The sequence below is a fragment of the Acidimicrobiales bacterium genome (assembly GCA_035533595.1).
Taxonomy (GTDB): domain Bacteria; phylum Actinomycetota; class Acidimicrobiia; order Acidimicrobiales; family Bog-793; genus DATLTN01.
Genome location: DATLTN010000040.1, coordinates 21758 through 33907, shown reverse-complemented (window position 1 = coordinate 33907; position 12150 = coordinate 21758). Strand labels below are relative to the sequence as shown.

Sequence of the window (12150 nt, the reverse complement as noted above, 5' to 3'; positions counted from 1 at the left end):
CGCACGCCGCGGCACTAGCCTGCTCCGCCGGAGGGATGCGAGAGCGGCCGAATCGGGCGGTCTCGAAAACCGTTGTGCGTCCTGCGTACCGTGGGTTCGAATCCCACTCCCTCCGCCAGTGCCGACCGCAGCACGTCGGCATCGTCGAGGTGGCGCGGCCCGCTCGGGGGACGGGCCGCAGCCCCTCGGCGGCAGCCCCGGGGGTCTCGGCAGATTCCTTTTGCTCGCTAAGGAATTTCTCAGCCTCGTTGTCTAGCTTCACCTGTGCGGTGCCGCCCGGGACCGCGGCGAGCGAGGAGCAGGCGATGATCGGATCGATTGCAGCCGAGCCGGGCAGTGAGCTCTTCCGGGATCCCGACGGCGAGGGCGCCGGCCTCGACCTCTCGTTCGGCCCGATCGCCGGCGGCCAGCCCCGCTGGTCGCTCGTCCGCCGCGACGGCCGCCGCCTCGAGCGCGCGGTGCTCGACGAGTCACGCCCGAGCCGTCGCCGCTGCCGTCTGTGGCTCACCGACCTCATCGGCGAGGCGCGGGCGATGGCCCTCATCGGGCGCGTCGGCCGCTTCGACCTCTTCTACGCCGACTACTACGCGGCCCGTCCCGACCTTCTGCGCGGCCACCTCGTGGCGGTCGCCTGAGGAAGTGGCCTCAGTCCTCGCCCATGTCGTGGTCGGGGTGGCCGGCCTCGCCGTAGCGCCAGTAACCGCTGGTGGTGAGCAGCTCGCGCGTGACGCCGCGCTCGAGGAGGAGCTTGCGGGCGCCGCGGATCGCCACCGCCTCGCCGGCGACCCAGGCCTGCACCGGCGCCGGGCCGAGCGCGAGCTCGCCGAGCGCGGCGACCATCGCCGCGCCGGCGCCGTCCGAGCCGCGGGGCACGCTCTCGAGCGTCACCCCCCGAGGGAGGGGGAGCTCGGGGAGGTCGGCCGGGTCCGCCGCCTCGAGCAGGACGACCCCCACGGCCGCGGTGGGGAGGGCCTCGGCGATCATCGCGATCGCCGGGAAGGCGGTCTCGTCGCCGGCGACGAGCTGCCAGGCGGCCTCGACGACGCGGTAGGGGCGGCTCGGCCCGGCGACGGCGACGACCTCGCCCGGCTGGGCGCTCGTCGCGAAGCGCGCCGCGGGGCCGTCGCCGTGCACGTAGAAGTCGATGTCGAGCTCGTTGCGCGCCGCGTCGAAGCGGCGCGGCGTGAAGGTCCGCGAGACGGGCGCCGAGGGCGGCCGTTCGCCCCGCGGCGCGGCGAGCGCCTCGAAGTCGATCTCGTCCTGTCCCTCCTGGCGGAGGTAGAGCTTCAGGTGGCCGGTGGGGCCGGCGATCTCGAAGCCCTCGAGGCTGTCACCCCCGAGGGTGACGCGGACCATCTGCGGGCTGAGGTTGGTCACCCGTCGCACGGCGACGGCGCGCACCTGGGGGGCGCCCCGCGTCGGTCGGGCATCGGTGGTGGAGGTCAGAGGAGCGCCTTTCTCGATATATCGCAAACATATCGCGACTCCGCCGGGCAGTCGACCCGGAGAGGTCAGCGGCGGGCCTCGAGGGCGGCGATCAGCTTGGGGAGGAGGTCGGTGATGTCCCCGACGACGCCGAGCTCGGCGACGGAGAAGATCGGCGCCGTGGCGTCGCGGTTCACCGCGAGGATGTGCCGGGCGCCCTTCATCCCGACGAGGTGCTGGGTGGCGCCGGAGATCCCGAAGGCCAGGTAGACCTCGGGCTTCACGGTCTTGCCGGTCTGGCCGACCTGGCGGGCGTAGGGGGCCCAGCCGGCGTCGACGACGGCCCGCGAGGCACCCGCTGCGCCGCCGAGGAGCGCGGCGAGCTGCTCGATGAGCGCGTAGCGCTCCGCGGCGCCGAGGCCGCGACCACCCGAGACGACGACCGCCGCGTCCTCCAGGGCGGGGCCGCTCCGCTCCTCGAGCTGGCGGCTGACGATCCGCACCGTGGCGCTCGCGGGCCGTGCCGGGGTGGCCCGCTCGACGGCGGCGGCTCGGCCCCCCGCCGGCGCGGCGTCGACCGACTTCGCGCGCACGAGGTAGAGGCCGGGGCCCTCGCCCGTGAGGCGGGCGCGGGCGATCTCGTTGCCGCCGAAGACGGCGTGCTCGGCGACGATCCCCTCGCCCTCGCGGCTGAGCCCCACCGCGTTCGCCAGCACGGGGAGGTCGAGCGCGGCGGAGAGCCGCGCCGCGACGTCGCGCCCGTCGTAGGTAGCGGGGAGGAGCAGGGTCTCGTAGGCGCCAGCGCGCGCCGCCTCGCCGATCGCCGCCGCGAGGAAGGGGGCGGGCGGCTCGTCCTCGGGGAGCTCGACGACGACGAGGCGGCTGACGCCGTGCTCGCCGAGGAGCGCCGCGCAGTCCGCGGCGCCGGCGCCGGCGGCGTAGGCGACGACCTCGTCACCGAGGGTGCGGGCGAGGGTCGCGAGCTCGAGCGCGACCGAGGCGGGCAGGCCCGCACGCTGCGGCGAGAGGAGGGCGACCGTCGCCATCTAGAGCACCTTCCAGCGGCCGAGGGAGCCGAGGATGGCGTCGAGCGCCTGCGCTTGCTCGGTGACGAGCTCACCGGCCACCGCCGGTGGCGCGGGCTCCACCGAGAGGACCTCCTGGCGGGCGCCGGCGCCCCCGACGGTCGAGCCGTCGAGGCCGAGCGCGGCGAGGTCGAGCGTCTCGACGGGGCGTTGACGGGCGGCCATGATGCCGCGCAGCGACGGGTAGCGGGGCTCGATGGCGGCGGCGGTGACGGAGAGCACCGCCGGCAGCGCGCAGGTCACGTCGTCGCTCCCGAGCTCGCTCTGGCAGCGCGCCGAGAGGGCGCCACCCCCCAGCCGCGCGTCGGTGGCGTAGGTGACGGCAGGCCAGCCGAGCAGCTCGGCGACCTGCACCGGGACGGTGCCGGTGTAGCCGTCGCTCGACTCGGTCGCCGCCACCAGGAGGTCCACGCCGAGGCGGCGGGCGAGCGCGGCGAGCACCTTCGCGGTGGAGAGGGCATCGGCGCCGGAGAGGGCGGGGTCCGAGACGACGACGGCCCGAGCGGCGCCCATCGCGAGGGCTGTGCGCAGCCCCGAGGTCTGGCCGTCCGGCGCCATCGAGAGGAGGACGACCTCGTCGCCCCCCGCCTCCGCGAGGCGCAGCGCGAGCTCGACGCCGTGCGCGTCGGCGTCGTCGAGGACCGGGTCGCCCTCGCGGCGCAGGCGGAAGTCGGCGGTGAAGCCGACCGGCGCCTCTGCGGCGGGGATCTGCTTCACGCAGACGGCGATGTTCATCGTGTGTCGGTGCTCGCGATCGCTCGGGGCCGGCTCAGGCCGGGACCGAGAAGAGTGCAGCGTCGCCCTGCCCGCTGCCACCGCAGAGAGCGGCCGCGCCGAGGCCCCCGCCGCGGCGGCGGAGCTCCATGCACAAGGTGAGCGCGACGCGCGCCCCGGACATCCCGATCGGGTGGCCGAGCGCGATCGCGCCGCCGTTCGGGTTGACGAGCTCGGGGTCGACCCCGAGCTCGTCGGTCGAGGCGATCGCCACCGCGGCGAAGGCCTCGTTCATCTCGAACAGCGAGAGCTCGCCGAGGCTCCGCCCGGAGCGCTCGAGGGCGTCGCGGATGGCGTTCGCCGGCTGCAGGAGGAGGGAGGGGTCGGGCCCCGCGACCTGGCCGTAGCCGACGATCTCGGCGAGCGGCTGCACCCCGAGGCGCTCGGCGACCGCCGGCGAGCAGACGACGACCGCCGCGGCCCCGTCGGAGATCTGGCTCGCGTTGCCGGCGGTGATCGTGCCCTGCGCGCTGAAGGCCGGGCGCAGGCCCGCCAGCGAGGCGAGGTCGGTGTCGGGGCGGATCCCCTCGTCGTGCTCGAACAAGAGCGCCTCGCCGCGGCGCTGGGGGACGCTCACCGGCACGATCTCCGCGCCGAGGCGCCCCTCCTTCTCGGCGCGCGCCGCCCGCTCGTGGCTCGCGGCGGCGAGCTCGTCCATGCGCTCGCGCGAGATGCCCGCGTTCTCGGCGTAGGACTCGGTCGCCGCGCCCATCGCGACGTGCTCGAAGGCACAGGTGAGGCCGTCGGCCTGGATCACGTCGAGGACAGCGTGCTCGCCGTAGCGGTAGCCGGCGCGCGCCTCGGGGAGGAGGAAGGGGGCATTCGTCATCGACTCCATCCCCCCGGCGACGACGATCTCGGCCTCGCCGGCGCGGATCATGAGGTCCGCGAGGTGGATCGCGTTCAGCCCCGAGAGGCAGACCTTGTTGAGGGTCATCGCCGGCACCCGCATCGGGATCCCGGCGGCGACCGCCGCCTGGCGGGCGGTGGCCTGGCCCTGGCCGGCCTGCAGCACCTGGCCGAGGATCACGTAGTCGACGGCCTCCGCGCTCACCCCCGCGCGGCGCAGCGCCTCGACGATCGCTACCGTGCCGAGCTCGCTCGCACGGAACGAGGAGAGTGCGCCCGAGAGGCGGCCGATCGGGGTCCGTGCCCCGTTCAAGATCACGGAGGGGGTCATCGTGCTCCTTCCTAGGCCGCGTCGATGACGCGCGGCGCCGCGGGGACCTGCAGGGTGGCCCCCGTCCGTTCCTGCACCTCGTCGGCGGTGAGGCCGGCGGCGAGCTCCTCGAGCACGAGGCCGTCGGGGCCGACGGAGATCACCGCGAGGTCGGTGATGATGAGGTTCACGACACCCGAGCCGGTGAGCGGCAGGCTGCACTTGGGGAGGATCTTCGGACCGCCGTCGCGCGTCGTGTGCTCCATGGTCACGATGACCCGCTTCGCCCCGTGGACGAGGTCCATCGCACCCCCCATCCCCTTCACCATCTTGCCGGGCACTACCCAGTTCGCGAGGTCCCCTCTCTCGGAGACCTCCATCGCGCCGAGCACCGCGCAGTCGATGTGGCCGCCGCGGATCATGCCGAAGCTGAGCGAGGAGTCGAAGAAGGCGGCGCCCTGGAGGAGGGTCACGGTCTCCTTCCCGGCGTTGATGAGGTCCGGGTCGACGTGCTCCTCGTCGGGGTAGGGGCCGACGCCGAGGACGCCGTTCTCGGACTGGAGCATGACGTGCACCCCCTCCGGGACGTAGTTGGGGATCAGCGTCGGCAGGCCGATCCCGAGGTTCACGTACTCGCCGTCGCGCAGCTCCTTCGCGGCGCGCGCCGCGACCTGTTCCCGGGTGAGGGGCATCAGCTGACCGCCTCCAGTCTCGGTGCGACCGTCCGCTTCTCGATGCGCTTCTCCGTCCCGACGGGGACGGGGGCGATCCGCTGCACGAAGATGCCGGGCAGGTGGACCTCGTCGGGGGCGATCTCGCCGGCGCCCACGATCTCCTCGGCCTCGACGATGGTGATGCGCCCCGCCATCGCGCAGAGTGGGTTGAAGTTGCGCGCCGACTCGTGGAAGACGAGGTTCCCGGCGGTGTCGGCGACCGCGGCGCGCACGAGCGCGTAGTCGGTCGTGATCGACTCCTCGAGGATGTAGTCGCGGCCGTTGAAGGTGCGGGTCTCCTTCTTCGGCGAGGGGAGCGCGACCGAGCCGTCGGCCGCGTACCGCCACGGGAGGCCGCCGTCGCCGACGAGCGTCCCCACCCCGGCGAGGGTGTAGAAGGCGGGGATCCCGCAGCCGCCGGCACGCATCCGCTCGGCGAGGCTGCCCTGGGGGGTGAGCTCCACCTCCACCTCGCCCGCCAGGTACTGCCGGGCGAACTCTGCGTTCTCGCCGACGTAGGAGGCGGTGACGCGCGCGATGCGGTGCTCGGAGAGCAGGACGCCGAGGCCGAAGCCGTCGGTCCCGCAGTTGTTCGAGACGACGTGCAGCGAGTCGATGTCGAGCGCCGCGACCGCGTCGATGAGCACGATCGGCACGCCGCACAGGCCGAAGCCGCCGACGCAGAACGACGAGCCGCTCGAGATGTCGGCGACCGCCTCGGCGGCCGAGCTGAAGACCTTGTCCATCGCGCTCCCTCCTACGCCGTCAAATCAAAGCGCATCCACCGAGGGCGGCCAAACCGGTGGCCGCTTCTCGACAAAGGCGCGGATCCCCTCGCGGCGGTCCTCGGAGAGCGCGACCCGCCGCCAGGCGGCCTCCTCGACCTCGAGGCCCCGTTCGAGGGCGAGGTCGGCGCCGAGCAGCAGCGCCCGCTTCGCGCTGCGCACCGCGAGCGGGGAGTTGCCGGCGATCTCGCCCGCCAGCGCCAGCGCCTCGCCCTGCTCCGAGCCGCCGGCGACGAGGCGGTCGACGAGGCCCCGCTGCAGCGCCTCTGGCGCGGCGACGAGGCGGCCGGAGTAGATCAGCTCGGCCGCCACCCCGCTCCCGGCGCGGCGCTGCAGGAGCTGGGTGCCGCCACCGCCGGGGATGAGGCCGCGGGAGACCTCCGGGAGGCCGACGACCGCGCCTTCGCCGGCGACGATCACGTCGCAGCTGAGGGCGAGCTCGTAGCCGCCGCCGACCGCGTAGCCGCCGACGGCGGCGACGACCGGGACAGGGATGGCGCGCAGCGCGGCGAAGGCGGCGCTGAGGAGCGGGCGCTGGGCGACGAGCTCGTCGTCGGAGAAGCCGGCCCGCTCCTTCAGGTCCGCCCCCACGCAGAAGGCCACCGGGTCGGTGGAGGAGAGCACGACCGCGGCGAGGGCCGGGTCGCCGGCGAGCTTCACGCAGGCGGCGCGCAGCTCGCCGAGCATCGCCGAGCTGAGGGCGTTGTGGGCCGCGGGCCGGTCGAGGCGGAGCTCGGCGACGGCGCCGGAGCGCCGCAGCCGCACGCTCTTTCGGCTCGGGCGCTGCTCGTCGCGCGGCGCGGCGCTCATTGCTTCCTCCTCACGAGCTCGCTCCCGGCCAGGCTACTGCCGCCTCCCCAGCCCCCCTCCCTGCCGGAAGCCGCTTCAGGGTGGCGGGCCGGTGTAGACACTGCCCGTGCTGAGCCGCTGGCCGATCGGGGTCGCCGCGAGCCTCCTCGCCGCGGCGCTCGCGCTGGCGCGCGGGCGCGCCCTCGGCCGCCTCATCGCGAGCGGTCGCCCCGACCCGACGAGAAGGAGCTCCGGCTGGGCGCGACTGCGCCGCGAGCTCGTCGAGGTCCTCGGCCAGCGCCGGCTGCTGCGCTTCACCGTGGCCGGCGCCGCCCACGCGCTCGTCTTCTGGGGCTTCATCGTCTTGTTGGCGACGGTCATCGAGGCCTACGGGGCGCTCTTCAGCCCCACCTTCGCGATCCCGCTCATCGGCCACGCCCCCGCCCTCGGCCTCGTGGAGGACCTCTTCAGCGCCCTCGTCCTCGTCGGCCTCGTGACCTTCCTCGCGATCCGCCTCGCGCGCCGCCCGGCGCGCGAGGGGAGGCGCTCGCGCTTCTTCGGCTCGCACGCCGCCGTCGCCTACGCGCTCTTGACGATGATCTTCCTCGTCATCGGGACGCTCCTCGTGTTCCGCGGCGCGGCGAGCCTCGACGGCCACCTCCCCGACGGCGGCCTCGCCTACCTCTCGCGGGCGGTCGGCAGCCTCCTCGCGCACGGCGGGCACGGTTTCGCGGCGAGGACCGAGACCGTCGCCCTCGACGCCAACGTGGTCGTCATCGCCGCCTTCCTCGCACTCGTCCCCTACACCAAGCACCTGCACATCGCGCTCGCGCCGTTGAACATCGCCTTCGGGCGCGACCGCCGCCTCGGCCCGTTGCACTCGACGCCGGACCTCGACCCCGAGCACTTCGACGAGGAGACCCTCCTCGGGGTGGGCCAGATCGCCGAGTTCTCCTGGAAGCAGCTGCTCGACTTCGCCACCTGCACCGAGTGCGGTCGCTGCCAGAGCGTCTGCCCGGCCTGGGCGAGCGGCAAGGAGCTGTCACCGAAGCTGCTCGTCATGGAGCTGCGCGACGAGCTCTTCGCGGCGCCAGTGGTGGCGCCCGCCGCGGGGCGGCCGATCGTCCCGGGGGTGATCTCGCCGGAGGTGATCTGGGCCTGCACCACCTGCGGCGCCTGCGTCGAGGAGTGCCCCGTCGACATCGAGCACGTCGACGCGATCATCGACCTCCGCCGCCACCAGGTGATGAGCGAGTCGGCCCTCCCCGACGCCTCGGCGGCGACGATGCTGCGCAACGTCGAGAGCCGCGGCGATCCCTTCGGCGTCGGGGCGGCTGCCCGTCTCGAGTGGGCCGCCGACCTCGGCTTCGAGGTCGAGGTCGTCGGCGAGGTGATCGACCCCGCCGTCGAATACCTGCTGTGGGTGGGCTGCGCCGGGGCGCACGACGCCCGCGCCCGCCGCACGGTGCGCTCGCTCGCCCGCCTCCTGCAGCGTGCCGGCGTGCGCTTCGCGGTGCTCGGGCGACAGGAGCGCTGCACCGGTGACCCGGCGCGGCGGATGGGCAACGAGTTCCTCTTCCAGGAGCAGGCGCGGGCGAACATCGAGACGCTCGAGCGCGTCGGCGTCCGCAAGGTGGTCACCACCTGCCCGCACTGCCTGAACACGATCGGCAGCGAGTACCCCGCCCTCGGCGGCAACTTCACCGTCGTGCACCACAGCGAGCTGCTCGCCGACCTCGTCGCCGCCGGGCGGCTGCCCGTCGGTGAGCTCGCCGGCCGCGTCACCTACCACGACCCCTGCTACCTCGGCCGCCACCAGCGCATCTTCGACGAGCCGCGCGCCGTCCTCGCGGGCACCGGGGCCGAGCTCGTCGAGCTCGAGCGCAACCGTGAGCGCAGCTTCTGCTGCGGCGCGGGGGGTGCCCGTATGTGGCTCGAGGAGCCTGTCGAGCAGCGGGTGAACCTGCTGCGCACCGACGAGGCGCTGGCGACGGGGAGCAGCGTCGTCGCGACCGCCTGCCCCTACTGCAGGATCATGCTCGACGACGGGGTGCACGCCCGCAGCGCCGAGGACGAGGTCGAGGTCCTCGACCTCGCCGAGCTCCTCGAGCGCTCCCTCGGGGGTCGCTGAGCTCCGCCATCGCGCCGCCGGGCGGGTGTCGTCGTTAGCGTCGCGGGGAGCCGATCCGTCCGGGAGGTCCCCCATGCCAGCACCCGCGAGCGGCACGCGCCGCACCGCACGTCCTCCAGCGAGCCAGCAGCGCTGGGTCGACCCCGAGCGCAACCTCGACTGGATCGCCGCCCGCATCGGACTCGCCTAGTCGTGGTCGCCACCGCCCCCACGTCCACCGCGACCGGCGCCCGCTACAGGGCCGTCCGGAGCGCGACGGAGGCCCTCGCCGAGCCCTTGTCGGCCGAGGACCAGACCGTGCAGTCGATGGCCGACGTGAGCCCGACGAAATGGCACCGGGCGCACGTCACGTGGTTCTTCGAGACCTTCCTGCTCGCCGAGCACGTCCCGGGCTACCGCCCCTTCCACCCGATGTTCGGCTACCTCTTCAACTCCTACTACGAGGCCCTCGGCGCCCGTCACCCCCGCCCCGACCGTGGCCTGCTCTCCCGCCCGAGCGTCGAGGAGGTGGCCGCCTACCGGCGCCACGTCGACGAGGCGATGGGCGAGCTGTTCGGCGGCGACCTCGAGGGCGAGATCGGCGAGCGGGTCGAGCTCGGCCTCAACCACGAGCAGCAGCACCAGGAGCTGTTGCTCATGGACATCAAGCACGTGCTCTCCCAGAACCCGCTCCGCCCCGCCTACGCCCCCGCCGTCCCCGCCCCGACCCCCACCGCGCCGCCCCCCGGCTGGCTCGCCCACCCCGGCGGCCTCGTCGAGGTCGGCGAGGAGGCGGCGTGCTTCACCTTCGACAACGAACGGCCGCGCCACCTCGTCCAGCTCGCACCGTTCGCGCTCTGCTCCCGCCCCGTGCTCTGCGGGGAGTGGCTCGAGTTCATCGCCGACGGCGGTTACGAGCGTCCCGAGCTGTGGCTCTCCGACGGCTGGGCGGCGGTCACCGCCGAGGGGCGGCGCGGGCCGCTGTACTGGTCGGCCGCCGACGGGGGGGCGGTCGTCTTCACCCTCACCGGCGAGCGCCCCGTCGACCCCGCCGAGCCGGTCTGCCACGTGAGCTACTACGAGGCGGACGCCTTCGCCCGCTGGTCCGGGGCGCGGCTGCCCACCGAGGTGGAGTGGGAGGCCGTGGCGCGAGCCGAGGGCTTCGCCTCGGCGCCGCGCGCCGCCGCCGCGCTGCACCCCGCGGCCCCTTCCTCACCGGGCGGCGCCGGCGAGGTCTGGGAGTGGACCTCGTCGGCCTACCTGCCCTACCCGGGCTTTCGGGTCGCGCCGGGTGCGGTCGGTGAGTACAACGGGAAGTTCATGGTCAACCAGCACGTGCTGCGCGGCGGTTGCTGTGCCACCCCGCCCGGCCACGAGCGCCTCACCTACCGGAACTTCTTCCCGCCCGGGGCGCGTTGGGCCTTCTGCGGGCTGCGCCTCGCGAGGGACTGCTGAGGTGGCGGCCGGGCGCCGGACAGGCGGCGAGGGGGCGGCGGCCGATGGGGAGGGCGCCGAGGGGGTGCGCCTCGAGGTGCGCATCTCAGCCGCGGCGCGACGCCGCGAGCTCGAGGAGGACGTGCGCCGCGGCCTCGGCGGCGTCGAGAAGTCGCTCCCCCCGAACTGGTTCTACGACGACGAGGGGAGCCGTCTCTTCGAGGCGATCACCCGCCTCGAGGAGTACTACCCGACCCGCACCGAGGCGGCGATCCTCACCGCGCACGCCGGAGAGATCGCCGGCCGCAGCCGGGCGCGCGCCCTTGCCGAGCTCGGCTCCGGCCTCTCGGAGAAGACCCTCCTGCTCCTCGACGCGCTCGCCGGCGACGGTCGCCTTGAGCGCATCTCGACCCTCGACGTCTGCGAGGAGGTGCTGCGCGACGCCGCCGCGGCGCTGCACGCCCGCTACGGCGTCGCCGTGCACGCGGTCGTCGGCGACTTCCGCCGCGACCTCGGGGCGCTGCCGCGCGAAGGGCGGCGCCTCGTCTGCTTCCTCGGCGGGACGATCGGCAACTTCGCCCCCGCCGCCCGGCAGCGCTTCCTCGTCGACCTCGAGGCGACGATGGCCCACGACGACTACCTCCTCCTCGGCACCGACCTCGTGAAGGAGCCGGCGCGCCTCGTCGCCGCCTACGACGACGAGGCGGGGGTGACCGCGGCCTTCAACCGCAATCTCCTCGTCGTGCTCAACCGTGAGCTCGGCGGCGACTTCGACCCCGCCGCCTTCGACCACGTCGCGCTGTGGAACGAGAAGGAGCACTGGATCGAGATGCACCTGCGCGCCCGCCGCGCGCAGCGCGTGCGCCTCGCAGCCCTCGACCTCACGGTCTCGTTCGCCGAAGGGGAGTCGCTCCTCACCGAGATCTCGGCGAAGTTCACCCCCGACGGCATCGGTCAGGAGCTCGCCGCCGCGAACTTCGTCGTCGAGGAGCGCTTCACCGACCCCCGCGGCGACTTCCTCCTCACCCTCGCCCGCCCCTACTGCTGACCGCCCGACTGCCCGTAGGCTCGCCGCAGCCCGAGAAGGAGACCACCGATGCCCTCGCCCCACCGCCAGCCGATCGCCGTCCTGCGCCACAGCCACGAGCACCTCTGCGCGCTCGTCTCGCCGCTCGACGACGCCGCGCTCGAGGCCCCCTCCTACTGTGACGACTGGAACGTCGCGCAGGTCCTCTCCCATCTCGGGAGCGGCGCGGAGATCGCCCTCCTCAACTTCACCGCAGCGCGCGCCGGCGCTCCCGCGCCCGACCGCAGCGAGTACCAGGCGATCTGGGACACCTGGAACGCGAGGAGCCCGCGCGAGATGGCCGACGGCTTCGCCGCCGCCGACGAGGCGCACATCGCCGCCTACGAGGCGCTCTCCGACGAGGAGCTCGACGCGCTCTCCATCCCCTGGTTCGACGGCAGCATGCTCGACGCGAGCGGCGCGGTGCTGATGCGCCTCGGCGAGCACGCCGTGCACACCTGGGACGTCGAGGTGGCGAGCGCGCCCGAGGCCACGGTGCAGGCCGAGGCGGTGGAGCACCTCGTCGACCTGCTCCCCCGGCGCGCGGCGCGCCTCGCGCGCGGCGACAAGCCCGACGGCGCGGTCGCGGTGCACGCCGAGGAGCCGGCGCGGGACTTCCTCCTCAGCCTCGGCGAGCAGCCGGCGCTCACCCCGGGCGCCGGCGAGGCGGAGAGCTCGCTCTCGCTCCCCGCCGAGGCGCTGCTGCGCCTTCTCTACGGCCGTCTCGACGCCGAGCACACGCCGTCCTCGGCAACGACGAGCGGCCCCGTCGACCTCGCCGCGCTGCGGGCGGCCTTTCCCGGCTTCTAG

Annotated in this window: 12 protein-coding genes and 1 tRNA gene; 6 read left to right on the top strand and 7 right to left on the bottom strand. The window is 74.3% G+C overall.

The window, feature by feature from the left end:
* Positions 1-29: 29 nt before the first annotated feature.
* Positions 30-118, top strand: a tRNA-Ser gene (locus VNF07_07720).
* A 187-nt stretch (positions 119-305) separates the two neighbouring features.
* The gene (locus VNF07_07715) at positions 306-635 is read left to right on the top strand and encodes a hypothetical protein (protein ID HVB06112.1); all 330 of its coding nucleotides are present in this window, start codon (positions 306-308) and stop codon (positions 633-635) included.
* Between the two features lie 10 nt (positions 636-645).
* On the opposite strand, the gene VNF07_07710 is transcribed toward VNF07_07715, so the two are convergent.
* The 7 genes from VNF07_07710 to VNF07_07680 all read right to left on the bottom strand — a co-directional run bounded on the left by VNF07_07710 (position 646) and on the right by VNF07_07680 (position 6751).
* Positions 646-1401: a siderophore-interacting protein gene (locus VNF07_07710; protein HVB06111.1), complete on the bottom strand. Its 756-nt coding sequence runs from the start codon at positions 1399-1401 to the stop codon at positions 646-648.
* Positions 1402-1511: 110 nt separating this feature from the next.
* Positions 1512-2471: an electron transfer flavoprotein subunit alpha/FixB family protein gene (locus VNF07_07705; protein ID HVB06110.1), complete on the bottom strand. Its 960-nt coding sequence runs from the start codon at positions 2469-2471 to the stop codon at positions 1512-1514.
* Complete coding sequence (locus tag VNF07_07700; GenBank protein ID HVB06109.1) at positions 2472-3245, bottom strand: electron transfer flavoprotein subunit beta/FixA family protein; 774 nt, start codon at positions 3243-3245, stop codon at positions 2472-2474.
* 34 nt (positions 3246-3279) lie between these two features.
* A complete protein-coding gene (locus VNF07_07695) occupies positions 3280-4464 on the bottom strand; it encodes an acetyl-CoA C-acetyltransferase (protein ID HVB06108.1) in 1185 nt (394 codons plus the stop codon).
* Positions 4465-4475: 11 nt separating this feature from the next.
* Complete coding sequence (locus tag VNF07_07690; protein ID HVB06107.1) at positions 4476-5135, bottom strand: CoA transferase subunit B; 660 nt, start codon at positions 5133-5135, stop codon at positions 4476-4478.
* On the bottom strand, positions 5135-5902 hold the full coding sequence (locus tag VNF07_07685; protein ID HVB06106.1) for a CoA transferase subunit A: 768 nt from the start codon (positions 5900-5902) through the stop codon (positions 5135-5137). The genes VNF07_07690 and VNF07_07685 overlap by 1 nt, the downstream gene beginning before the upstream one ends.
* 24 nt (positions 5903-5926) lie before the next feature.
* Positions 5927-6751 carry an enoyl-CoA hydratase-related protein gene (locus VNF07_07680; protein ID HVB06105.1) on the bottom strand — a complete coding sequence of 275 codons (825 nt, stop codon included), beginning with the start codon at positions 6749-6751 and terminating at the stop codon, positions 5927-5929.
* 106 nt (positions 6752-6857) lie between these two features.
* On the opposite strand from VNF07_07680, the gene VNF07_07675 reads away from it, so the two are divergent.
* The 4 genes from VNF07_07675 to VNF07_07660 all read left to right on the top strand — a co-directional run bounded on the left by VNF07_07675 (position 6858) and on the right by VNF07_07660 (position 12150).
* The gene (locus tag VNF07_07675) at positions 6858-8861 is read left to right on the top strand and encodes a (Fe-S)-binding protein (protein ID HVB06104.1); all 2004 of its coding nucleotides are present in this window, start codon (positions 6858-6860) and stop codon (positions 8859-8861) included.
* Positions 8862-9053: 192 nt separating this feature from the next.
* On the top strand, positions 9054-10295 hold the full coding sequence (gene egtB / locus VNF07_07670; GenBank protein HVB06103.1) for an ergothioneine biosynthesis protein EgtB: 1242 nt from the start codon (positions 9054-9056) through the stop codon (positions 10293-10295).
* A 1-nt stretch (position 10296) separates the two neighbouring features.
* Entirely contained in the window at positions 10297-11322 is a 1026-nt protein-coding gene (gene egtD, locus VNF07_07665) for an L-histidine N(alpha)-methyltransferase (GenBank protein HVB06102.1), read from the top strand.
* A gap of 48 nt (positions 11323-11370) precedes the next feature.
* A complete protein-coding gene (locus VNF07_07660) occupies positions 11371-12150 on the top strand; it encodes a maleylpyruvate isomerase family mycothiol-dependent enzyme (protein ID HVB06101.1) in 780 nt (259 codons plus the stop codon).

Bases quoted from the DNA above. Each gene is read 5' to 3' on its own strand.
- VNF07_07705 (HVB06110.1), bottom strand. From the start codon at position 2,471: ATGGCGACGGTCGCCCTCCTCTCGCCGCAGCGTGCGGGCCTGCCCGCC.
- VNF07_07690 (HVB06107.1), bottom strand. From the start codon at position 5,135: ATGCCCCTCACCCGGGAACAGGTCGCGGCGCGCGCCGCGAAGGAGCTG.
- VNF07_07700 (HVB06109.1), bottom strand. From the start codon at position 3,245: ATGAACATCGCCGTCTGCGTGAAGCAGATCCCCGCCGCAGAGGCGCCG.
- VNF07_07680 (HVB06105.1), bottom strand. From the start codon at position 6,751: ATGAGCGCCGCGCCGCGCGACGAGCAGCGCCCGAGCCGAAAGAGCGTG.
- VNF07_07660 (HVB06101.1), top strand. From the start codon at position 11,371: ATGCCCTCGCCCCACCGCCAGCCGATCGCCGTCCTGCGCCACAGCCAC.
- VNF07_07695 (HVB06108.1), bottom strand. From the start codon at position 4,464: ATGACCCCCTCCGTGATCTTGAACGGGGCACGGACCCCGATCGGCCGC.
- VNF07_07685 (HVB06106.1), bottom strand. From the start codon at position 5,902: ATGGACAAGGTCTTCAGCTCGGCCGCCGAGGCGGTCGCCGACATCTCG.
- VNF07_07715 (HVB06112.1), top strand. From the start codon at position 306: ATGATCGGATCGATTGCAGCCGAGCCGGGCAGTGAGCTCTTCCGGGAT.